The sequence below is a fragment of the Clostridium tagluense genome (assembly GCF_003865095.1).
In the GTDB taxonomy this organism is placed as follows: Bacteria; Bacillota; Clostridia; order Clostridiales; family Clostridiaceae; genus Clostridium_AD; species Clostridium_AD tagluense.
Window position 1 is genome coordinate 1 of the sequence record NZ_BHYK01000017.1, and the last position, 24,541, is coordinate 24,541.

Sequence of the window (24,541 nt, forward strand, 5' to 3'; positions counted from 1 at the left end):
CATTGGAATTCGCAAACACAAGAAAAGGCTATTGGAGAATTTCCAACAGCCCAATTATGACTCGCTCATTAACAAATGATACTTTAAAGAGACGTAACTACATATTCTTTTCGGATTATTATAGCCACGTTAAACCGTAAACTAATGAAACGCCGTATACCGAACGGTACGTACGGTGTTGTGAAAGGGGCGAAACATTTTAATTGTTAGCCTCTATTCGATTTAAATTACCAATATCTATTCTTAAGAAATAATTATAATAGATTGTTTTATAATATCCAATAGTATGATATATTAATATTAAGAGATTTATATATATGGAATGTGCTTTTATAATAACTGTTGAAGGAGGATATTTTTATGAAAATTTATTCCTGGAATGTAAATGGCATAAGAGCTATAAAAGATAAAGGATTTATTGAATGGGTTACAAGTGAACAACCAGATGTTTTATGTCTTCAAGAAACAAAAATTCAAGAAAATCAAATAAGTGAGGAACTTAAAAATATACAAGGGTATTACTCATACTTTTCTTGTGCAGAAAAGAAGGGGTACAGTGGAGTAGCTACATACACTAAACAAAAACCAATATCTGTTTGTTATGGTATTGGGATAGAAAGATTTGATACTGAAGGTCGAATAGTAATAACTGAGTTTGAAGATTTTACTCTTTTAAACATATATTTTCCGAATGGGCAAAAAGATGAAATTAGGTTAAATTATAAAATGGAATTTTATGATGCATTATTAGACTATTGTGAAGCACTTAGGGAAAAGGGAAAAAAGTTAATTATTTGTGGAGACTACAATACGGCACATAATGCAATTGATTTGAAAAATCCAAAGGCAAACGAAAAGTATTCAGGATTCTTACCTATTGAGAGAGCTTGGATGGACAAATTTATCTCCTACGGTTATGTTGATACTTTTAGAAATCTACACGAAGAAGAAGTAAAATATTCTTGGTGGAGCTATAGATTTAAAGCTAGAGAAAAAAATGCAGGCTGGAGAATTGACTATTTCTTTGTAACTGAGGATTTGCTTAATACAATAAAGGAAGCTGATATTTTAAATGAGGTTGTAGGATCAGACCATTGTCCTGTGTGTATTATTTTATAGATATAAATAAAACTCCCTTTAAAGTAGAGGTTGCAGATGATTTATCTGCAAATAATCTATTTTAAAGGGAGTTTTTCAATAAAAATCTAATTTTCTAAATTATATTTTAAAAATCTTAATGCTATTTTGAAGGTCCTTAGCCATTTCTCTTAACTGCTTAATTGATGATGACATCTCATCAATAGTGCTTGATTGCTCCTGGATAGATGCAGCAACCTCCTCTGTAGCAGCAGAACTTTCTTCTGAAACTCTAGTTATGTTATCAGAATTAATTGCTAGATTTTCAATAATTTCATTTGAATGTACTATATTTTTTGTTACTACATTTAACTTGTTTTTAGTAAGATCAAATGCTTCAAGGATTTCAGTAAGTGCATTGTCAACATTTTGCACATTGACTGTACCTTTTTGGGTTTCAGAGCTTCCTTCTTCAATTGAAGATAGTGCAGTTTTAGCATATTGTTGAGTGTTTTGTATAAGTTTTTTTATACTATTAGAGGATTCCATGGTTTCCTCGGCTAGTTTTCTTACCTCTTCAGCAACCACAGAGAAACCTCTACCGGCCTCGCCTGCTCTTGCAGCCTCTATTGAAGCGTTTAGTGCTAGTAAATTGGTTTGAGAAGCAATAGTGTCTATAAATTCAACAATATTTCCAATTTCATCTGAAGTTTTTTGAAGGGTTTGTATTGTTGAAGCGGAGTAATCTACTTTGCTTTTTATAACTTTTATTTGATTTACCAGATCATTCATCTTATTTCGTCCATCAGCAGCTAGAGAGCTTGTTTCATCTGCAGTGTGGACAACATTGGTTATTTCTTCTTTAATAGTATCCATATTACTTACAATTTCTTTAGTATTCTTTGAAATATCTTCAGTTGCTATAAATTGTTTTTCTGAACCAGATGCCAATTCCTGAGCTGCCATAGCAATTTGATTTGAAACCATAGCACTTTGCTCTCCAGAGTTTAAAAGCTGGTCAGCGGATGATAACAATAGTTCAGAAATATTACTAATTTCTGTAGTCATGCCACGAAGATTAACGATCATTTCATTAAAGCTTATGCCTAGAAGACCTATTTCATCTTTAGATTTTATTTGAATTTCTTTTGTTAAATCGCCTTTAGAAACACCGTTTGCTAGAGTTACTAATTTTTTCAAAGGATTAATAAATTTTGATACTAATAATATTAGTATTAATGAACCTAATAAGAAAGAAATTAGTGTTATTAAAAAAGAAGTTGTTAAAATAGAGCTAATAGTAGAACCAACATTTTTCATAGAAAGTCCTATATCCACAGCACCTACATTTTTTCCATCTTCAGAAAGCGGTACTAATACATCGTAAACTCTTTCTACATCTTTATACATAAAGGTAGAGTTGTACTCTTTGCCATCTTTAGCAGCTGATATACTTCCTTCATCAGTTAATGTAATACCAATTCTATCTTTTTCAGTGTGTGTAAGTACTTTTAAATCTGATCCTATAGTTAAACCATATGCTATATTTTTATCCTTACCTAAATCAGTAATAAGAGCTTGAGGACCTACAGCATCAAGAATGGCATTAACTTTATTAGCATTGATTCCAACTTGAACAAATCCCCCTTTTTCCAAAGCTACAGCGCCATATTTATAAAAATTTTCTTTTGATTTTGTACTTTGACGTATTTTCTCCATAACCTCAGTATTTTCTTTTTTTAATATTTTTTGAACTACATTGTCCTGTGGATATTTGTATTTTAGATTATCTGCCATATTAGAGAATATAATAACTCCATTGGCATCAGAAACATTAATTTCATCAATATTTAATTTTTTAGATATTTTTATAAGATAATCATTTGAAACATTAGGTGTAATGCCAATAAGATATGATGACGTAATAATTTTTTCGTTTAGTAGTGAATCAAGTTCTTTTGAAACACTTGCATTGGAGATAAGTCTTTGCTGGATTTGTTTAACTATTATGTCTCCATCGGTTTTCATTTGAAGTTCCATTTTGTTTTTTACAATTGACACCATAATAGCGCAAAAAATAAGTAAAGTTGTAAAAAGTACTAAAAGCGAAGATATTACTATTTTCACTTTCAAAGATAAATGCTTAGATTTTGTTTTAGGTTTAGTTTTCATAATAAATTAGTCCCCCTTGTGTGTTTTTAATTATTAATTGAAATGTTTTTAAATATAGAGTAATATGTAAGTATAAAAAATAGTGTTTAATTTAAAAAGTTAAAAACATAATAGTTTTCTGCAAAATATAAATTAATCCTATATAATGTGGTTACTATTTTTATGTAATACTATAACAATATAATACAAATTATTATAAAATACAAGAAAAACAACCATGTTTACGTAAATTTTAACAAATTAATGCCATATAGCACTTATGCAATTACAAAAGTTTACAAATACTAAATATATTCAATATATTTAAAAACAAGGAAAATTTATAGGGCGAATTTATAACATTTCAGTGTATAATAATATTATATGTATCGAGCTTATAATTTTGTGGGCTGAGGTTATTTGAAAGGAAGTTATAGTTATGAACAATGAGAAAAACTTATATCCTGTGAAATCAAAAAAAAAATATGGGTATATAGATAAGAATGGCAATGTAGTTATAGAAATGAAATTTGATTATGCTGAGGATTTTGAAGATAACCTAGCAATAGCTGTAATCAATGAAAAATATGGTTTTATTAATAAGGGTGGAGAGTTTGTAATAGAACCAGTTTATGATGAAGTTCAGCAGTTTAGTGAAGGTTTTGCAGCAATAAAATTAGATGGCAAGAAAGGCTATATTGATTTAAACGGAAAAATTATTGTAGAGCCTAAATATGAAGAAGCTAATTTATTTGTAGAGGGAAGAGCTGCAGTAAAAAGTGGATACATGTGGGGATATATAGATAGCCATGGTAAGGAAGTAGTTCCTATAAGTTTTTTAGATGCTAATGATTTTAGTGAAGGACTTGCGGCTGTGCAAATAGGTGGTAAAATAGCGTACATAGATAAAGAGGGAAAAGTTATAATAGACGCAATTTATGATTATGCCTATGCATTTAAGGATAATATAGCACCTGTTTGCGCCAAGGGAAAGTATGGCTATATAAATAATAGTGGAGATGTTATTATACCACTTCGATATAATGTTTGCGGAGAGTTCAATGACAGTCTGGCGCTAGTTGAAATCAGAGGCAAATACGGATTTATAGATATAAAGGGAGAGCTTATTATAAAACCTGAATTTCAATGGGTAGATAGATTTTATAATGGTCTAGCTGCAATTTGTGAAAATGATAAATATGGTTATATTGATAAAACTGGAAGCATTATAATACCTACTGTGTTTGAAGATATAGATGTTATGAGTGAAGGTTTAATGGCTGCTCAAATAGGAGAAAAGTGGGGTTATATAGATTGCACAGGTGAAATAGTTATAGAGCCAAGTTTTGAAGAAGCTTATGAATTTACGTGTGGTATTGCAAGAGTTGAAATAGGTAAAAAAATTGGATATGTTAATAAATTAGGGGAATACGTTTGGAAAATACAATCTTAAATTAATTTAAAATATAGGGCATCTAAAAATAACAAGTATATTTACTAGTTATTTTTAGATGCCTTAGTTGTTATTTTTAAAAATCTGGTTTTAATAATAAAGGGATCGCATTTCTGGTAGCATTTTTGAGACTTGTGTCTAATGCTCTTACACTATTTTGTAGTTTTTGAATTTTTTCTAAATAAGTTATAATATTTTTACTTTGGGAGGAAATTTGATTTTCATAATTTTTATTAATTATATTAAGCTCATCTATTTTATTTTCAAATGAGTTTATAACTTTATTTTTTTCAAGATTTTTTATTCGGAGTAATTCTATTTCAGACTGGTTGTCCTGGAATGTTTTATGATTTCGAATAATTTGTTTTTCATAATCTATTATTTTAGCTTTTAATAAGGATATCTCTTCATTATTAATAATCATATAACCTCCTTATAATACAACTTAATACTTATAATATAAAATATGCTTTGAGCATATATGGATATACATGAAATTATAAATTTAATAATCATTTCACATAAGTATATAGAAACTAATAGTATATAAATAAAAGTTAATATTATATTATGTTTAGTGAAATGTTATAAATAAACATAAGCTAGCATAGTTATATGGTAAAAGTAGCAAACTATAGGGGGATTTGTACTATGAAAGTTCTATTGTGTGTTAGACAAGATTATTATAAAAATTTTGCTGGAGATTCTATGCAGGTGATTAAGACGGCTGAAAATCTAAACAAATTAGGGGTAACCGTAGATATAAATGATGGTGGCATATATGACTATTCTGATTATGATATAGTACATTTATTTAATATTGCTACTACAGGAGAAGTATATAGATATTATAAGATTGCACACTTTTATAAAAAACACACAGTTATATCTCCAATGCACTTGGATATGAAAAAATATAATACGATAAATAATAACATTGAAAGTATGAAGCTCTATGAAAGATGTACTAGTTATAAAAATGAAATATTAAAAAAGTGTAAAGTTGTATATTGTAATAGTGAATTAGAAAAATCTCTTATAAAAAGTGAATTTGATGTTAATAGGGAATACAGGGTTATATACAATGGTGTAGAAGTAGAAAATGAAGATATACCTTTATACAATTTTACTGAGAGATATAATTTAAATAATTATGTTTTATGTGTGGGTAGCGTTTGCGCAAGTAAAAATCAACTTGCATTATGCAGAGTATGTGATCAACTCGGAAAACAATTGGTTTTAATTGGAAATGGAAATGACAATGAGTATCTTAAAGAATGTACTAATTTTAAAAATGTAATATATTTGGGCTTTATGGATAGCTATAATGTATACAATGCCTATAGATTTGCAAAAGTACATGTGAACCCAAGTTTTGTAGAAATGCCTGGTTTATCCTCACTAGAAGCAGCAGCCATTGGATGTAATATAGTTTCAACACAGGAAGGCTGTGCTAGTGAATATTTTAAAGATATGGCTCTGTATTGTGATCCCTATGATAATAATAGCATCTTAAGTGCAGTAAAGAGTGGATTTGAAAAACGCAAGGATAGTAAACTAAAAAACTATGTTAATGAAAATTACACTTGGGAGAAATCAACAAATGAATTATATAAAACCTATTTAGAAATCCTTCATTAAATCTACTATTTTCAACTAAATTTTTTTCTTATATTATGCTATAAAGAAAAGTATAATATAAGAAAAAACACCTAAGACTGAAAATTATTAAATCAATCTTTTATTATATAATCCATTTGTATTTTTAAATTTTCAAATATGGATGATTCAATAACATCTTACGTTTTTTATATTGTTATTTTAAAATTCATATTTAAAAACATGCTTTACGCCTAATCTAGTATATACAATATTCTTTACTTGTTTATATATCAAGTGTTCAGTGTAAGCCATAGACTATATATCCTTAAAATTTAAGCATTCTTTTATGGCATGCTTTCTAATAACAAAAAACAATGCTACTTGAATTAAAGTAACTAGTAATGATAGTCCACAAGCAAATAAGAACACGATGCTCGGATACTTTGAGCCTCCATGGGATAGCATTGACTTAAATAAACCTAAGGTAATAGTAGTTCCTAATATCACTGGAACAAAGTATATTAAGGCAACTTGCTTCGAGACTATTGCTTTTATTTCTTTTTGCCTAGCCCCTAAGAATGTAATATTTTTATATACCCCCTTATCCTGCCAAACAGTATTAAGTATCTTAATACCAATTATCATAATTGCTGAAACAAAAGAAATCACGGATATATAAATGAACAATAATAAATAAACTGCAAAATCCGAAATACCCTCATTAAAGGTATGATATCGTGACGCAGGAGTAAACCCCCACCATCTATAGGTATTAGATATATTTTCATTTATATTCTTATATTCATAGGGTTCTTTGTAACCAGAATTATAATTTAGACACCATTTACCTCCACTAGCCTTAGCTATAGCATCAAATAAAGCATTGCTAAAATTACCTGTTTGTTTCCAGTTTTGAGTATTAAACACATAAGTAGTGAATTTGTATTCTTTCTTTTGTTCCTCATACAGTTTTTTAAATAACTCTGCATCTACCACAAAAAAATTCCCTCCAAATTTGTTATCCCAGCTTAAAATTTTATTAATACATTTAATACCTTTATTATCGAGAGTTAATTGTTTCTTTGTGGTAAAGTTAAGCAAGGTTATAATAGGTTCTGGCTGTGTAAGGTAACTATAATTATTAGGATCAGTATTTTCATTATCAGATACAACTAGCATTAAGCAATCAGGTTTAACATCTAATGTTTTTCCAGTAAGCTTATATACCATTTCATCACTGACAACATTTATAGGACTCCACTCATTATATTTTTTTGAAAAACTAGCCATAATGAGTGTGTCAAACTTCTTGAAATCCTTAAGTTGTACATTATAAGTATTTGCTAATTCATTTATATCCCTGTCGCCAAAATACCCCTGCTGGAAACCAGCTTTAACCATATAATCATATGGATCATTATAGTTCGTGAGCATGCCTGATATCATTGATTCAGCATTAAAGGCAACTGAAAAAATTGAAACTCCAATTAAAATGGTTGAAACAAATAGTGCTAAGGTATATTGATTACCTTTTAATTTAACTAAATTGAAAAACACTATGTGTTTATAGTAATATTCAGGAGTTATTTTCTTAAGTAATTCCCCTATGGTCGTAAACTGAACTATGAATAAATATAAGCCTATTAAAATAATAATTAAAGAATAACTTGTTATACCGCCCAATATTCGGTTTAAAGTACGAGACGTATACATTATGATACCAGTAGGAATCATAATAACACCAATCAACCCTAAAACAAAATTACCACCCTTAACCTCCTCAATCTCGTCATTGACCTTGAGTATCTTTATTATATCTACCTTTTTAACATATCTTGAAGTTAAACATCTAGTGATAATCATGCATAAAAACCCAAATAATACAGCAACCAGTAACCCCTTCCATCCAATATAAAAAGCCGTTTCTTTGGTTTTTATAAAAAGTGTTAAAGTGCTCCAGCTCAGCCATGCAATTGGAATTGAAAGCATTAATCCTAGGAATGTAGCTATGAGGAAAATTATATTGAGCTCTTTTATAACAATTTTTCTTACATCTTTTCTTTTAATGCCAAGAGATATGAATACACCTATTTCCTTGGACTTATACTTTAAAAATATGGAATGTGCATATATTATAAAAATAAGTGTTCCTATTAAAGTAAATCCAAACATACTTAGTGCAATCATTTCACTTGTACCACCATTCATAAGAACGTTTGTAATTGTTTTACTAAACTGAAGAACACCATATCCTCCAATCATTGTAACTGCAAATACTATGGAAAATAAAAATAACGCATATTGTCTTATATTATTTTTAAATAACTTCTTAACAATAGTATTAAGCGTCATAAACATCACTATTTATACCTTTCATAAAAGTTAGGATGTCATTTAAAAATTCTCTTGATGATGTATTTCTAACAAGTTCATTAACAATTTGCCCATCCGCAAGGGCTATTACTCTATCACAATGTGATGCTGCAAATGCATCGTGTGTAACCATAAATACTGTTGCTCCAAAATTTTTCTTAGCATCCATAAATGCCTCTATTACAGCTAAGCTAGACTTAGAATCTAGATTACCTGTTGGCTCATCTGCCAAAAGAACTAAGGGCTTATTTGCGAGTGCCCTTGCTATTGCAACTCTTTGTTTTTGTCCACCAGATATTTCGCTGGGGTATTTGTTTTTTATCGTTTCTATTCCAAAGTTTTGCATAAGATTTTCTGTTATTTTTTCCATTCCCTTAAGGCCCTTACCTGCAATAATTTGGGGCAGAAATATGTTTTCAAGCACTGTAAGTCCATTAACCAGCATATAATCCTGAAATACAAAGCCCAATTTATTCTGTCTTACATCCGCAAGCATGTCCTCATTAATATTTAAAATATTTACTCCATCCAAAAGAATCTTCCCGGAATCCGCATGTATAAATCCCGATATACAATTGAGTAGTGTAGTTTTTCCACTACCAGAGGGCCCCATAACAGCCACAAACTCACCCTTTTTAACTTTCAAATCAACATCCCTAAGAGCAATATATTCACTACCCTTTGATACATAAGTCTTCTTTAAGCCTCTTACTTCCAACATTTTTTTCCTCCTTATTTTCTATCATGAGGAAATATTAGCATGTTGGTATTAGAAGTTCAATCTCATAAATTCAGGTGTTGTAAAGTTTGGTAGTTATGTTGTAAAGTTTGGCTCAATTGTATATTGCACAAGTAAGATTGTTAAATATTTCTTTTCAAATATGTTATAATATCCTTAAACAGGGGGATAATTCTATGCTGCGAATTGCTATATGTGAAGATGAATTTAAACAGCGAAATATGCTGAAAAATATTCTGACAGGCCAGATTAAAGAAAACAACCTTGATGCTAAAATAAATGATTATGAAAGCGGAGAGCAACTTATAAATAGCATAAAGGACAACTCATATAAGTTCGATATAATATTCTTAGATATTCAAATGAAAAACATATCAGGAATAGATGCTGCTAAAATAATCAGAGAAACAAATAAAATTGCTATAATCATTTTTGTAACAGGACTTAGGGAATATGTATTCGAAGGGTACAATGTAAGAGCTTTTAATTATATACTAAAACCTTTTAAAATTGGCAAAATAGCTAAAGTCTTTAAAGAAGCTCTTGATAATTTAGACATGATAAAAAATGATATGTATATAGTAAATTTAAAAGATAAAACTCATAAAATAAGTTTTTCGGATATAATGTATTTTGTTAGTGATAAGAGGCTTATTAGACTAATATGCACGCAGGGGGAATATGAATTTTATTCGCAGCTTGATAATGTAGAAAAAGAGCTTAGTAATAGAAATTTTATACGCTGTCACCAAAGATATTTAATAAACCTATCCAATATTAGTAGCATGGAACAAAATCATGCGATTACTATACTTGGATACAACGTTCCAATAAGCAGAAACAGATATAAAGAGACTTTGATAGCATTTGCAAAACAAATACTGAGGTAGGGTGTTTTATGGAGATAATTGTAGTTATTATTCCAATCATTATTTTAAATATAATTTCGATTATAGAAACAATAATTTTATTTAAATTACTTAATGCATTTTTAACAAAAAAGGATTCCAAAATATTATCTGTATTAAACTTTTTTGTCTTATTTATTATATGTATGGCACCTATTCTGTCAGGAGATATGGAGAATATTACATATACATTCGTTACCTACTTGTGTATAGGATTGATTTTTTATAAAGACGTAAAAATAAAAAGAATTTGTGCAGTAACCATGGTTTTCACTATATCTGTAAGTGTGAAAATGTTAGCTGCTAGAATAGCTTATTTTTTCCCGATATACGAATATAAATTTCATGAGATAATTGAAGCCTCTTTAAGAAGTTTGATTTTTATTTTAATATATTTTGCTCTTTATAGAGTTGTACAGTGGTCTAAAGAAATTTTATCTAGTAAGATATGGGCACTAATATGTACTATGTCTTTAGCTACGTTCACATCCATTGTTTTTAGTATTGTTCCTTTTATATTTAAGATAACCACCTTTTACAATGTCATTGGCATTATCATAATGACAATATATATTTTAGGTATTATTGCTACGTTTTATGTTATTAAAGAAATTGCTCAAGGTGTGAAAGCAGACTCTTCAAATAAACAATTAATAATGCAGATGGAACACTATACTGATATACAAGAAAATCAGAATATCACAAATAAAATACGGCATGACATGAAAAATCACTTAGGGGTTATAAACTCATTTTTGTGTGAGGATAATATAGAAGATGCTCGCCATTACATTGACAAGGTGACAGAAAGTATGAGCACAATGTCACTTCATACATTCTGTGAGAATAAGGTAGTAAATTCAATTTTGAATAGCAAGAACAAAAAGTTTATTGATTTAGGCATAAATGTTAACAGAAATGTTTATGTTCCTGAGCAATTAAATATATCTCAAACAGATTTATGTAGCATATTCGCAAACACTATTGATAACGCAATAGATGCATGCTCAAAAATACAAGATAAAAATGCCAGGTACATAAATATTAAATCAAATACGGATAAAGGTTATTTTGTTTATGAAATTGAAAACGCAAAGGTAAATCAGATAAAATTAAATGGCCTGAGATTTATCACTAATAAAAAAAATAACCTAATACATGGATATGGGATAGATATTATTAGGACTGTAGTAGCTAAATATAGTGGGGATATAGATATTGAATATACAGATAATACTTTTAAAATAATACTTATTATAAAGGTTTAGAGGTTTTTACAATGCATTTCGCACATAAAGTATATATTTAGCTCTGTCTATTGGATTAACGCCTACTCTTTCTCTTATTGAGCCTAGTTCTAAGGAGCAGGGCTCATAACCTGCAAATCCAGTTGTCATTATTCCTTTCCCAGAAGAAATTTTGACCAGGTCACCTGGATATTCAAGTGAGGTGGATACAGGCATTTTTCCTTCTATTGTAAACGTATTGTTGTGTATAAATGGTGATTCAAAGCTCCCACGCATTTTTATAATATCATTTAAAACTCGTCCACCTACATTCTCAGGCACTGTAATCCTAAACTTAATTATTGGTTCAAGTAGCGTAGTTCCTATTTCATTTAAACCTCTCATAATTCCCATAGCCGTAGAGGTAGCAAAGTCACCTGAACGTGAATGCATAACATGGTCTTCACCGCAGGTAAAGGTTATCTTTAAATCTGTCACTGGCCAGCCGTAAATACCTTGACTTAAAATTTTATCTAGATTATCTTCGATTTCACGTTGATACTTTATTTTTACTTTTTCAGTTCTTACCTTAGATTCATAGACAATTCCAGTTCCCATTGGTAGTGGCTCAATTAAAAATTCAACTATTGCCCAGCAGGGTTTGGGCATAGTATAACGTGATTCACCATATCCACTTGATATAGGAGTTTCTTTGTAAATAACAGAGGGTGGACCAAAAGAAACCCGTAGATTAAATCTTTCCATTAAAATAGCTTCGATATATTCAATTTGAATTTTACCCATTATCCGAAGATGAATTTCTTTCTTCTCTTTTATCCATTGCATATTAAGAAGTGGATCTTCCTCTTGTAGCAAAGTTAAGGCTTCAACTAAGGCTATATAATCTTCTTGGATTTTTGAATAAATTCTTAAGGTGAGAAGTGGAGTTGTAATTGTTTGGAGACTAGGAATATGAGTTTTGCTTCCTAGTATATCGTAGGTGCTACAATTTAACCCACTCACCATTACCAAATCGCTGCTATATGCATATTTTACATCAATTGGTTTTTGATTAATTACTTTTTTTATCATAGTAATTTTTTCATTTTCGCCAGTAGTTACATTTAAAATGTCATCTCTAGTTGAGATTGATCCACTAAAAATTTTTATATGAGCTATTTTACCTAAGGTTTTGTTATGAGAAATTTTGTAAACTAGTGCAGAGAGCTCACAATTATCTAAATCCTCTGGACCAGGAATGTAATCTATTATGGCATCTAGAAGGTCCCTAGTCCCTTCACCTTTTAGTGCAGTGCCATAAAACACAGGGTAGATGATGCCTACATTAGATTGTGTAATTATTTCATCCTTTATATTCCCTAGGGTTAAAGTGCCTTCAAAGAATTGATTTAAAATTTCTACATTAAAATTGCCTAGTGTATCTATTATATCCTCAAGTAATTGTTTATAGGTTTCATTTTTTATCTCTAATATATTTTTTTCGCGATTTTTCTCATCAAAAATATTATATACAATAAATTCATTGTTTTTTTCATAAACGAGTTGCATGGGCACAAGATTATTTGTAAGAAGCTTTTTCATATCCACAATAGTTTTATAGGGAGAGGCACCAATGCGATCAAGTTTGTTTATAAAAAATATTGAAGGGGTATTTAACCTTTTTAAAGCATTAAAGTATACTTCAGTTTGAGGTTGTACTCCTTCAACGCAGGACAATACTACTATAGCTCCATCTAAAACACCTATACTCCGTTCTACTTCAGAGCTGAAATCAATATGCCCAGGAGTATCTATAAGGTGAATATTAGTCTCTTTATAAGTGAGATCAATTTCAGCAGCTTTTACTGAAATACCTCTTTGTTTTTCTATATCTAAAGAATCTGTATGGGTTGTACCTTTATCTACACTGCCTAAAATTCTGCTAGAACCACTTTGATAAAGTAGTTGTTCAGTTAAAGTTGTTTTTCCAGCATCTACATGGGCAACTATTCCAATATTTCTAATCTTATTTTTTATAGTCATATTCATATCTCCATTAGTAAATTTTTTAAGCAAGGCCTCCTTTTAAAAAATAACAGGTAAGTCAGCTAGCCTTTTTTATTATATTCCATTATTTTTATTGTGTCTATGGGTGTAAAATATGAGTAATATTAATATAAAATCTTTTAATCTCTTAATTTATGATAACTTTTACTGTATAATAGAACATATAACACTTATTAGGAGAGATGTAAATGAAAAAAATTGAATTACTAGCCCCTGCTGGAAGTATGGAAAGCGTAATTGCAGCAGTGCAAATGAAGGCAGATGCAGTTTATATAGGAGGAAGCAAATTCTCAGCAAGAGCTTATGCTTTTAATTTTGATAATGAGAATATTACTCGCGCAGTGGATTATTGCCACATATATGGAGTTCGCGTATATGTCACTTTAAATACCTTAGTAAAGGATAATGAGCTTAAAGAAATTATGGAGTATGTAGGCTTTTTATATAGCATAGGAGTAGATGCACTTATAGTTCAAGATACGGGACTCATATATTTAATAAGAAATAATTTTCCAGGTTTTGAGCTTCATGCCTCTACACAAATGACGATTCATAATGGTGAAGGAGCTTTGTTTTTAAAAAACATAGGTTTTACAAGGATAGTTTTATCCAGAGAACTTAGTTTAAAAGAAATAGATTACATATCTAATACTTTAAAAGTGGAAACAGAAGTTTTTGTTCATGGAGCACTATGTATATGTTATTCAGGGCAGTGCCTTATGAGTAGTATTATAGGTGGTAGAAGTGGAAATAGAGGCAGATGTGCCCAACCCTGTAGATTACCTTATACACTAATAGATAAAAACACTAATAAAGAGCATAAGGCATACATTTTAAGCCCTAAAGATACTTGTACTTTAGATAACTTAAAAGATATAGTAACAACAGGTACTTCTTCGCTAAAAATTGAAGGAAGAATGAAAAAACCAGAATATGTTTCAGGCGTTGTGGAGATATATAGACGTGAACTTGACAATATTTATAACAATAAAATACAAAAGTTAGATGAGGATACTAAAGTTTTAACACAATTATTTAATAGAGAAGGTTTTTCAAAGGCTTATTTATATGGTAATAGTGGAAAAGATATGATGGCATATAAGGTTCCTAAGAATTCTGGAATTCCAATAGGAAAAGTTGCCGCTGATTTATCAGTAACTCTTTTAGAAAAGGTAGCTTTAAAAGATGGCGTAATGTTTAATGAGGATGGATTTGCCATATCAAAGATTATTGTGAAGGGAATGGAAGTTCAAAACGCAGTAATGGGGGATAGGGTTTTATTAAAACCAACTAAATATAAAGCTGGGGACATTTTATATAAGATTTCTGATGTTAAGCTCATGAATGAGCTTTCGAAAAGTTATAGTGATGCATTTAGGAGAAAAATAGAATTAAATCTCTTAATAGATTTTAGTGTAAATAAACCATTATGCATAAGTACTATTTACATGGGAAAGAATTTCAATGTTTTCGGAGAAATAGTTCAAGCAGCCCTAAACAAACCACTAGATAGTGAGCGCATTATTAAAAATCTATCTAAAACAGGAGATACTCCTTTTAAAATAAATGAAGTGAATTTTGAAAATTTTCAAGATGGGTTCTTGCCAATGGCTGCATTAAATTCAGTAAGGCGAGAACTAACAGAGAGTATTCAAAATTATATAACAGAAAAGTATAAAAGAGAAAATAGCGGTAAACAAATTAATTACAATAAGGAAAAAAGTTTACAAGTAGAAAATAATTTTATAGAAGATGTAGATAAGAAGGATAGCACTATACCAGAGACACTTATATATGTAAGTAATGAAGAGCAGCTAAGAGCAGTAATAGAAATGGGTTTTGATAACATCGCTATAAACCCTTTTATGAGAGCGTGTAATATTGATTTTAATAAGTATGATGTAAATATTTATCTCAAGGCACCTAATATTATCAAGGGTGAATTCGAAAGTGTTTGTGAGTTTATTGAAAATAACTTAGGGAGCATAAAAGGTATTATTACAGCTAATTTAGGAATAATTAATAGATTTAACAAGAAAATAAGTATAATTGGAGATTACAAATTAAATGTTTTTAATAGTTATGCAGGAGATTTTTACAAGGATTTCCTTACGGGAACTTGCATTAGTGCAGAGCTTAACCAAAAGGAAATTAAGGAAATAGGGGCTAAAAGTTCGCTACCACTGCAAATTATGGTTTATGGTAAATATGAACTTATGGTTAGTGAATATTGTGCTATAGGAAGTGTTTTTGGTGGTAAAAGTGATAATAAAACTTGTAGTGAGAAATGTACTACTGGATGTTATACACTTAAGGATAGAATGAATGAAGAGTTTAGAATTAATACTGATAAATATTGTAGAAGCTATATTTATAATAACGTGCCAGTGAATTTGATTTCTAATATGACAGAGATAATAAAAAACAATATTTCTTGTTTTAGATTAGATTTTATTCATGAAAATTATGAAGAAACTCTTGAGGTTCTTAATAATTATATTAAAAGAACTTGGAGTACAGAATTTAAGGATTATACTAGGGGCCACTATAAAAGAGGCGTAGAATAAAGGAAAGACGGTGAAACTATGAATACTAAATCATTAAAAGTTTTAGAATATTATAAAATCAAAGACAAAATTAAAGAATATACTCATACTACGGCGGGTAAGGACATTATAGAAAAATTAGAACCCTACACGAATATGTATGAAGTACGAGAACACTTGCAGGAGACTAATGAGGCACTACTTCTTTTATCAAAAAAAGGAAGTGCGCCTTTTGAAGGGATATACGATGTTCGAGATGCCATAAGCAGGGCATCTAAAGGAGCCTGCCTTATGCCAACGCAGCTCCTGCGAATAGCTCAAATGCTTAGGTGTGCTAGATTATTTCAAAATTATGTTGGAAGCAAAGGCGGAGAAACTTCTAGAGTTTTAGAAGATATATGTATCGGAATTGTTCCAATAAAAAAACTAGAAGATGAAATTTTTATAGCCATAATAGGTGATGATGAAATTTCTGATAGGGCTAGTAGTTTACTTTTTAATTTAAGAAAATCACTAAAAGAGAAAAACTCTTCCGTAAAGGAAAAGGTAAATTCATTAGTTAGATCTAATGCAAAATATCTTCAAGAAAGTCTTTATACTATAAGGGGAGATAGATATGTAATTCCCGTTAAAATAGAGCATAAAAGCAGTGTTCCGGGTATTGTTCATGATCAGAGTTCCTCTGGAGCTACATTATTCATTGAGCCAATGAGTCTCGTGAATTTAAACAATGAAATCAAAGAAATAATGCTAAAGGAAAAAGCTGAGGTTGAAAGAATTTTAGCTGAACTATCCTATAAAATATATGAAAATATAAATATTGTTGATAGCAATGCAAATATAGTATGGGAATTAGATTTTATTTTTGCTAAAGCAAAATATGCAATAGAAATTAATGCCATTATACCTAGTGTTAATGATGAGGGAGTAATAGATATAATTGAGGCTAGGCACCCTTTGATAGACCCTAAGGTAGTAGTGCCGAGTAATATATACTTAGGAAGAGGATTTACCTCACTAGTAATAACAGGACCAAATACTGGTGGTAAAACAGTAACTTTAAAAACTGTGGGCTTAATCCAGTTAATGGCTATGAGTGGGATTTTAATTCCAGCTAGAGATGGCTCTGTGGTAAGCTTTTTCAATGAAATTTTCGCAGATATAGGTGATGAGCAAAGCATAGAACAAAGCTTATCTACTTTTTCTTCTCATATGACAAACATAGTAAACATAATTGAAAAAGCAGATAAAAAAACATTAGCTCTATTTGATGAATTAGGTGCTGGAACAGATCCCACAGAGGGAGCAGCGCTTGCTGTATCAATTCTGGAAAATTTAAGATCAAGAGGGACAAAAGTAGTTGCAACTACACATTACAGTGAATTAAAAGGATATGCATTAAAAACTACAGGTGTGGAAAATGCTTCTGTAGAATTTAATGTGGACACACTAAGTCCTACTTACAGACTAATAATTGGAGTGCCAGGTAAATCTAATGCTTTTGAGATTTCTAAGAGGCTCGGTCTTCCTGATTATATTATTAAAAATGCTAGAGAAAATATTTCGAGTGAAACCTTAGAATTTGAAGAATTAGTTCAAAGTCTTCAAGAAAAGAGCATAAAGGCAGAAAAAGATGCTAGGACTGCAGAGGGTTTGAAACTAGAAGCTAGTAAGTTAAAAGATAAATATCAGGAAAAATTATATAAACTTGAAAACATTAGAGAAAATGCAATGTATGAAGCTCAAAGAGAAGCAAAAATGCTAGTAAGAAATGCTAAGGAAGAATCTGATGTTATTCTTAAAAACATGAGAGAACTAGAAAAACTGGGATTCCCATCTGAAGCAAGACAAATGCTTGAAGAGGAAAGAATGAAAATTAAAGATAAGCTTGAAAGCTTAGATAAGCATGTACAAAAAAACAATGAGGATCTAGGAGAAAAGCTAAAAACTGTAAAAGAAGGTCAAGAAGTATATTTGCCATCACTTGATCAGAAAGTTATTGTAATTTCAAAACCTGATAGTCGCGGTGAAGTACAAGTTCAAGCAGGTATTATGAAGATAAATGTTAAAGTAGATGATTTGCGCAAGTCAAAGGTTACGCAGGAAGAAAAGAAAAAGGCCAAGATAAATAAGAGAGAGCTTAAGCTAAATTTAAGAAATGTATCTACCTCCGTAGATTTAAGAGGTATGGATGCGCAGGAAGCCGTATATACTGTTGATAAGTATTTAGATGATGCTTATTTAGGAGGTCTTAAAGAGGTTACCATTATTCATGGTAAAGGTACGGGGGTTTTAAGAAATACTATTACAGATATGTTAAAGAGACATGGTCATTCTAAGGCCTACAGGTTAGGAAATTATGGTGAGGGCGGTAGTGGAGTCACTGTAGTAGAACTTAAATAGTTTGGCTTAATTAATAGGCAGTAAAGGATGGTGTGGGTATGATTATTGTAAGTGCGTGTTTATGTGGCATTGATTGTAAGTATAATGGTGGCAATAATTTAGATGTACGTGTACTAAAACTCTTAAAAGAAGGAAAAGCAATTCCTGTTTGCCCAGAGCAACTAGGAGGACAAGAAACGCCTAGGGCAGCACATGAAATTGTAAATGGAAACGGCTCAGATGTGCTAAAGGGTAAAGCTAGGATTCTTGGGCCAGAAGGCGATGATGTAACCCAACAATTTATAAAAGGTGCTTATGAAACACTTAAAATTTCACAGGCAGCTGGAGCTAGCATTGCTATTTTAAAGGCACGAAGTCCTTCTTGTGGAATTTCCCAAATATATGATGGCACTTTTAGTGGAACTAAGAGAGATGGTAATGGAGTTACTGCGCAGTTATTATTATCCAAAGGCATAAAAGTTTATACTGAGGAAAATTTAGATGGAGTAAAATTTGACTAAGGAGGAAGTAAGATGAATTATAAAGATGTTTTAAAAGAAGCTAAAGGGAATTTAAATAAAAGTTGCAGAGTTTGCCCTATATGTAATGGAGTTGCTTGTGCTGGAGAGGTGCCTGGAATGGGCGGAAAAGGAACTGGAGATGCTTTTAAAATCAATATAGAATCACTTAATGCTCATAAACTTAATATGAGGACCATACATGATGCGAAAAATCCTGATACATCCACAGAGTTATTTGGACGGAAAATGGATATGCCTGTGTTTGCGGCTCCGGTATCCGGCACTACATTAAATATGGGTGGTAAGTTTAGTGAAGAAGAGTATATATCTTGGATTATTAGTGGGTGCCTAGCAGGAGGGATTTCCCCAATGGTTGGAGATACTGCTGTAGATTCTTTTCTCACAACTAATCTTGACCAACTAGAAAAACAGGGTGGAAATGGAATCGCAATCATAAAGCCTTGGGAAAATGCCTCAGTTATAGAAAAAATTAAATTAGCGGAAAAGGCAGGTGCATTTGCTATAGGTATGGATATAGATGCCTGTGGTCTTATTACCTTGGCCCTGGCTGGCAAGCCAGTTATGCCTAAAAATGTACAAGAGATTAGAGAAATTGTTGAATCAACGAAACTTCCATTTATTCTTAAGGGAATAATGACTGTAGATGAAGCAGAACTTGCAGTAGAAGCTGGAGTAGCTGCAATTGTAGTATCAAACCATGGAGGAAGAGTATTAGACCAAACTCCGGGTGTTGCAGATGTTCTCAAGGGAATTGCAAAAGCAGTTAAGGGAAAAGTAATTATTTTAGCTGATGGTGGAGTTCGTAGTGGTGCGGATATACTTAAAATGTTAGCATTAGGTGCAGACGCAGTACTTATTGGTAGACCTTTTGTAGTAGCATCCTTTGGAGGTAAGGCAGAGGGTGTGAAATCTTACATTGATTTATTGAAAAGTGAATTAAAATCAGCAATGGTGCTGACAGGATGCAACTCTATAAAAAATGTTAATAAAAGAATTTTATATTAAATTTACACTAAAAGTCACTGAAATATTGTGACTTTTTTTGAATTATTCCATTTCCTTTAGCAGGTTGAATTGACAAAAAAAAATCATGTATTATACTAAAATTATGAATATTTAAAATTTTTCTATAAAGATGCAGGGGGTTTTTATAAATGTTTAATAATATTAGTCAAGTACAAGAGTTTATAAAACAAAATAATATTAAATTTATAGATTTTAAAGTAGTAACGTTACCGGGGCGATGGAATCATTTAACTATACCTGTTGAGAGGCTATCAGAAAAGACTTTTTCTGAAGGAATAGGGTTTGATGGATCAAGTTATGGATACTCAACTATAGAGGATTCAGATATGAGGTTTCTTCCTGACATGACCACAGCTTTTGTTGATCCATATTGCAAGATACCAACTTTAAGTATGATTGCAAATATGTATACTCTTGGAAAAAATGAAGGAAGATTTTCTGGTGATCCGAGATTTATAGCTGAAAAAGCAGAAAAATATATGAGAGAACTGGGAATAGCTGATGAATATGCAATAGGACCTGAATTTGAGTTTTATATATTTGATCACATAAATTATGAAGTTACAAGCCATCATCAAGAGGTTTTCATAGATTCTAAGCAAGCACCATGGAATACCAATAACAAAGAAGAAAATTTTGGATACAAAGCACCTTTCCAAAAAAGTTACCATTTAGGTTTACCTTATGATCTTAATAATGATTTAAGAAGTGAAATATGTTTAAAACTCGAAGAGATGGGCATAGCCGTGAAATATCATCATCATGAGGTGGGATCCGCGGGGCAACTTGAGGTAGAGGTTGAACTAGGTGAAATGACTAAAATGGCTGATGCTACAATGATGGCAAAGCACCTAATTAAAAATGAAGCAGTTGCTCACGGAAAAACAGCTACTTTTATGCCTAAACCATTATTTGGAGAAGCAGGAAGTGGAATGCATGTTCATATGCTCTTAAGAAAAAATGGAAAAAACCTTTTCTTTGATGAAAATGGATATTCTCAAATGAGTGAAACTGCTCTATATTTTATTGGTGGAATATTAAAGCATTCTAAAGCGTTACTTGCATTTACTAATCCCTCAACTAATTCATATAAAAGATTAGTACCAGGCTTTGAAGCACCGGTATCAATTTGTTTTGCTACAGGAAATAGAAGTGCAGTAATAAGAATCCCAGGATATATTAAAGATCCTGAAGCTAGAAGATTTGAATTTAGACCATCAGATGCTACAGCAAACCCATACTTAGCATATTCTGCAATACTTATGGCTGGTATTGATGGTATTGAAAATAAAATTAATCCTACAGTTGAAGGTTTCGGACCATACGATGTAAACGTTTTTGATTTGCCCGAGGAAGAAAGAAATAAAATTGAGACCTTGCCAAGATCTTTAGATGAAGCTCTTGAAGAACTTAAAAAAGATTCTAGCTTCTTATTAAAAGGCAACGTATTTGATGAGCATTTTATTAATACCTGGATTAAGTTTAAATATGAAAAGGAAATAAAAAAGGTAATTCCAGTTCCGTCACCAATAGAATTTCAATTGTATTATGATTTATAATTTCTAATAGTAAAGATTAAGTAAGTGAGTAATTAGTATTATGTATGTTAAGAGAAAGGGGTTAAATCATGATTAAAAGACTTGATGAGTTGATAGAACTTGCTATAGGTAAAGAAAAAAAAATATTATCAGTAGCTGTAGCACAAGATAGCATAGTTTTAAAGGCGGTAGTAGAAGCAGTTAAACTACAAATTGTTGATGCCATATTAGTTGGTGATGAAGATAAAATAGTGGAAATTGCACTAAGTCAAAATTTAAATCTTGAAAATATTAAAATTGTAAATGAGAAAAACATAATAAAAGCTGCAGCAAAAGCAGTAGAACTTGTATCCAGTGGTGAGGCTCATTTCATCATGAAAGGGATGCTTGGTACTTCTGATTTATTAAAAGCAGTGTTAAACAAAGAAGCCAACTTAAGAGGCAAAGGACTTTTGTCACATGTTATGGTTTATGATGTACCTGCTTACCACAAATTATTGTTTTTAACTGATGGAGGCATGGTTACTTGTCCTGAACTTAAAGAAAAAATTGAAATAATTAATAATGCAGTAGATGTGGCACATGCTTTGCAAATAGATATTCCAAAGGTTGCACCTGTTTGCGCGGTGGAAGTTATTAATCCTTCAATGCAGGCAACGGTAGATGCTGCGGCACTATCACTAATGAATAAAAGAGGGCAAATAAAAGGTTGTTTAATTGATGGGCCTTTGGGGCTAGACAATGCAATCTCAAAAGAGGCTGCAGAGCATAAGGGTATTATTAGCGATGTAGCTGGTGATAGTGACATTTTACTGGTACCAAATATAGAAGCTGGAAACTTTTTAGGTAAATCTCTTACGTATTTTGCAAAAGCTGAAAGTGCGGGCATTATAGTAGGAGCAAAATGTCCAGTAGTATTGGTTTCCAGAGCTGATAGTGCAAAATCTAAATTATATTCTATAGCTCTTGGGGCAGTGGTAGTTTAAAAAATAAGGTGTTTAACATTTAATAATTGTTAAGTGCTCATGGGGAATACAAGAGGTTCAACAATTAATAATTGTTGAGTACTTATGAGAAAGGCAAGGGGCTCAACAATTGATAATTGTTGAGTGCCCATAAGTAATACAAGGGGGATATAATATATGAAAAAAATAATAATGTCAGGTAATGAAGCAATTGCAAGAGGTGCTTATGAAGCTGGATGCCATATAGCTTCAGCTTATCCAGGAACACCTAGTACAGAAATACTAGAAAATTTCGCGAAATATGAAGGTGTTTATGCAGAATGGGCACCTAATGAAAAAGTAGCATTCGAAGTCGCATCCGGTGCATCTATTGGTGGAGCAAGAACACTCACTACTATGAAGCATGTAGGATTAAATGTAGCTGCGGACCCTTTATTTACAATGGCTTATGAAGGCGTTAACGGAGGATTTGTTGTGGTTACAGCAGATGACCCTGGAATGCATTCCTCTCAAAATGAGCAGGATAATAGATACTATGCACCACATGCTAAAGTAGCAATGGTAGAGCCATCTGATTCACAAGAATGCTTAGACTATATGAGAGCAGCTTATGAAATTAGTGAAAAATTTGATACGCTTGTCTTATTTAGAGTTACTACAAGAGTATGTCATTCTAAATCTGCACTAGAACTTGGAGAAAAAAAATCAGTAGAAGTTAAACCTTACGAAAAGAATATTAAGAAGTACATTATGACGCCAGCGCATTCAAAATCTAAACATTATGAAGTAGAAGAAAGATTAGATGCACTAAGAAAATACTCTAATACTTCACCTTTAAACAGAATAGAAATGGGAGATCCTAAAATAGGAATAATCACCAGTGGTATTTCTTATCAATACTCTAAAGAAGTTTTTGGAGATAGTGCTTGCTACTTAAAAATAGGAATGAGTTATCCTCTTCCAGATGAGATGATTAGAGAATTTGCAGCTAAGGTTGAAAAACTATATATAATAGAAGAGAATGACCCATATTTAGAAACTGAAATAAAAGCAATGGGAATTGAATGCATAGGAAAAGAAGTAATTCCTATTTGTGATGAATTAAACCCTGACATCGTAAGAAAGGCTATTATAGGTGAAGTTAATGACATTACTTATAAAACAGATGTACAAGCTCCATCAAGACCACCAGTATTATGCCCAGGTTGCCCACATAGAGGAATCTTTTATGAAGTATCTAAATATAAAGATATAATATCATCTGGTGATATAGGATGCTATACACTAGGCATGGTAGCACCTCTTAGTGTAACAGATACAGTTATATGTATGGGTGCTTCAATTTCAGCAGGTACAGGAATTGAAAGAGCCAATATGGTTGCCAGCAGAGATGATAAAAAAGTTTTTGCTTTTATTGGAGACTCAACTTTCTTCCATTCAGGAATAACAGGGCTTATAAATGCAGTTTATAATAATACCCCGATAGTTACTTGTATTTTGGATAATAGAATTACTGGTATGACAGGACATCAAGAAAATCCTGGTACAGGAAAAACCCTTCAAGGAACTCCCGCACCTATGATTGATATTGAACAGTTAGTTCTTGCCTGTGGTATTAAAGCAGAAAATATAAGAGTAGTAGATCCATATAAACTAGATGAGACTAAGAGTGCAGTGAAAGAAGCACATGGTAGCACAGAGCCCTTTGTAATCATTACAAAACAACCTTGTGCATTAATTAAGGATGTACTTAAAGCTAGAGCGGGAATTAAATGTGTTATTGATCAAGAAAAATGTAAAAAATGCAATGCCTGTTTAAAAATAGGCTGTCCGGCGATAAAATTCCAAAATGGAGCTGTAACTATAGACGCTACTATGTGTAATGGCTGCGGAATATGTATGCAGGTATGTCCATTTAAAGCTATAGAAAAGGTTGGTGAATAATT

The 24,541-nt window shown here is 31.3% G+C and carries 17 protein-coding genes; 12 read left to right on the plus strand and 5 right to left on the minus strand.

Translation table 11 applies throughout. The features are described from left to right. Nucleotides 1-360 precede the first annotated feature (360 nt). Nucleotides 361-1,119, plus strand: coding sequence for an exodeoxyribonuclease III (locus tag Ctaglu_RS14810; protein WP_125003029.1), 759 nt, complete (start codon nt 361-363; stop codon nt 1,117-1,119). A 99-nt stretch (nt 1,120-1,218) separates the two neighbouring features. Here Ctaglu_RS14810 and Ctaglu_RS14815 read toward each other — a convergent pair whose 3' ends face one another. Next, nucleotides 1,219-3,249 carry a methyl-accepting chemotaxis protein gene (locus Ctaglu_RS14815; RefSeq protein ID WP_125003031.1) on the minus strand — a complete coding sequence of 677 codons (2,031 nt, stop codon included), beginning with the start codon at nt 3,247-3,249 and terminating at the stop codon, nt 1,219-1,221. 418 nt (nt 3,250-3,667) lie between these two features. Here Ctaglu_RS14815 and Ctaglu_RS14820 point away from each other — a divergent pair, with 418 nt between their 5' ends. Beyond that, entirely contained in the window at nt 3,668-4,681 is a 1,014-nt protein-coding gene (locus Ctaglu_RS14820) for a WG repeat-containing protein (protein WP_125003033.1), read from the plus strand. Nucleotides 4,682-4,757: 76 nt separating this feature from the next. On the opposite strand, the gene Ctaglu_RS14825 is transcribed toward Ctaglu_RS14820, so the two are convergent. Continuing rightward, a complete protein-coding gene (locus Ctaglu_RS14825) occupies nt 4,758-5,105 on the minus strand; it encodes a hypothetical protein (RefSeq protein ID WP_125003035.1) in 348 nt (115 codons plus the stop codon). Between the two features lie 227 nt (nt 5,106-5,332). Between Ctaglu_RS14825 and Ctaglu_RS14830 the strand changes: the two genes are divergently transcribed. Next, nucleotides 5,333-6,322, plus strand: a complete 990-nt coding sequence (locus Ctaglu_RS14830; RefSeq protein WP_125003037.1) for a glycosyltransferase family 4 protein — start codon at nt 5,333-5,335, stop codon at nt 6,320-6,322. Between the two features lie 276 nt (nt 6,323-6,598). Here Ctaglu_RS14830 and Ctaglu_RS14835 read toward each other — a convergent pair whose 3' ends face one another. Together Ctaglu_RS14835 and Ctaglu_RS14840 are read right to left on the minus strand one after the other, a co-directional pair. Continuing rightward, nucleotides 6,599-8,635 carry an FtsX-like permease family protein gene (locus Ctaglu_RS14835; protein ID WP_185732724.1) on the minus strand — a complete coding sequence of 679 codons (2,037 nt, stop codon included), beginning with the start codon at nt 8,633-8,635 and terminating at the stop codon, nt 6,599-6,601. Next, nucleotides 8,625-9,377 (minus strand): ABC transporter ATP-binding protein, encoded by a 753-nt coding sequence (locus Ctaglu_RS14840; protein ID WP_125003041.1) that lies wholly within the window; start codon nt 9,375-9,377, stop codon nt 8,625-8,627. The genes Ctaglu_RS14835 and Ctaglu_RS14840 overlap by 11 nt, the downstream gene beginning before the upstream one ends. 194 nt (nt 9,378-9,571) lie before the next feature. Here Ctaglu_RS14840 and Ctaglu_RS14845 point away from each other — a divergent pair, with 194 nt between their 5' ends. Together Ctaglu_RS14845 and Ctaglu_RS14850 are read left to right on the plus strand one after the other, a co-directional pair. After that, entirely contained in the window at nt 9,572-10,285 is a 714-nt protein-coding gene (locus tag Ctaglu_RS14845) for a LytR/AlgR family response regulator transcription factor (protein ID WP_125003043.1), read from the plus strand. 8 nt (nt 10,286-10,293) lie between these two features. Continuing rightward, the gene (locus Ctaglu_RS14850) at nt 10,294-11,571 is read left to right on the plus strand and encodes a sensor histidine kinase (protein WP_125003045.1); all 1,278 of its coding nucleotides are present in this window, start codon (nt 10,294-10,296) and stop codon (nt 11,569-11,571) included. Between the two features lie 6 nt (nt 11,572-11,577). On the opposite strand, the gene Ctaglu_RS14855 is transcribed toward Ctaglu_RS14850, so the two are convergent. Further along, on the minus strand, nt 11,578-13,572 hold the full coding sequence (locus Ctaglu_RS14855; protein WP_125003047.1) for an elongation factor G: 1,995 nt from the start codon (nt 13,570-13,572) through the stop codon (nt 11,578-11,580). A gap of 212 nt (nt 13,573-13,784) precedes the next feature. On the opposite strand from Ctaglu_RS14855, the gene Ctaglu_RS14860 reads away from it, so the two are divergent. From Ctaglu_RS14860 to iorA, 7 genes are all read left to right on the plus strand, one after another. Continuing rightward, the gene (locus tag Ctaglu_RS14860; protein WP_125003050.1) at nt 13,785-16,163 is read left to right on the plus strand and encodes a U32 family peptidase; all 2,379 of its coding nucleotides are present in this window, start codon (nt 13,785-13,787) and stop codon (nt 16,161-16,163) included. 18 nt (nt 16,164-16,181) lie between these two features. Next, nucleotides 16,182-18,545 carry an endonuclease MutS2 gene (locus Ctaglu_RS14865; protein WP_125003052.1) on the plus strand — a complete coding sequence of 788 codons (2,364 nt, stop codon included), beginning with the start codon at nt 16,182-16,184 and terminating at the stop codon, nt 18,543-18,545. Between the two features lie 38 nt (nt 18,546-18,583). Further along, nucleotides 18,584-19,045, plus strand: a complete 462-nt coding sequence (locus Ctaglu_RS14870) for a 2-thiouracil desulfurase family protein (protein ID WP_125003054.1) — start codon at nt 18,584-18,586, stop codon at nt 19,043-19,045. A 12-nt stretch (nt 19,046-19,057) separates the two neighbouring features. Continuing rightward, nucleotides 19,058-20,071 carry an alpha-hydroxy-acid oxidizing protein gene (locus tag Ctaglu_RS14875; RefSeq protein WP_125003056.1) on the plus strand — a complete coding sequence of 338 codons (1,014 nt, stop codon included), beginning with the start codon at nt 19,058-19,060 and terminating at the stop codon, nt 20,069-20,071. 149 nt (nt 20,072-20,220) lie between these two features. After that, nucleotides 20,221-21,651, plus strand: coding sequence for a type I glutamate--ammonia ligase (gene glnA / locus Ctaglu_RS14880; protein ID WP_125003058.1), 1,431 nt, complete (start codon nt 20,221-20,223; stop codon nt 21,649-21,651). Between the two features lie 68 nt (nt 21,652-21,719). After that, the gene (locus Ctaglu_RS14885; protein WP_125003060.1) at nt 21,720-22,616 is read left to right on the plus strand and encodes a phosphate butyryltransferase; all 897 of its coding nucleotides are present in this window, start codon (nt 21,720-21,722) and stop codon (nt 22,614-22,616) included. 156 nt (nt 22,617-22,772) lie between these two features. Next, on the plus strand, nt 22,773-24,539 hold the full coding sequence (gene iorA, locus Ctaglu_RS14890; protein WP_125003062.1) for an indolepyruvate ferredoxin oxidoreductase subunit alpha: 1,767 nt from the start codon (nt 22,773-22,775) through the stop codon (nt 24,537-24,539). Nucleotides 24,540-24,541: the final 2 nt, after the last annotated feature.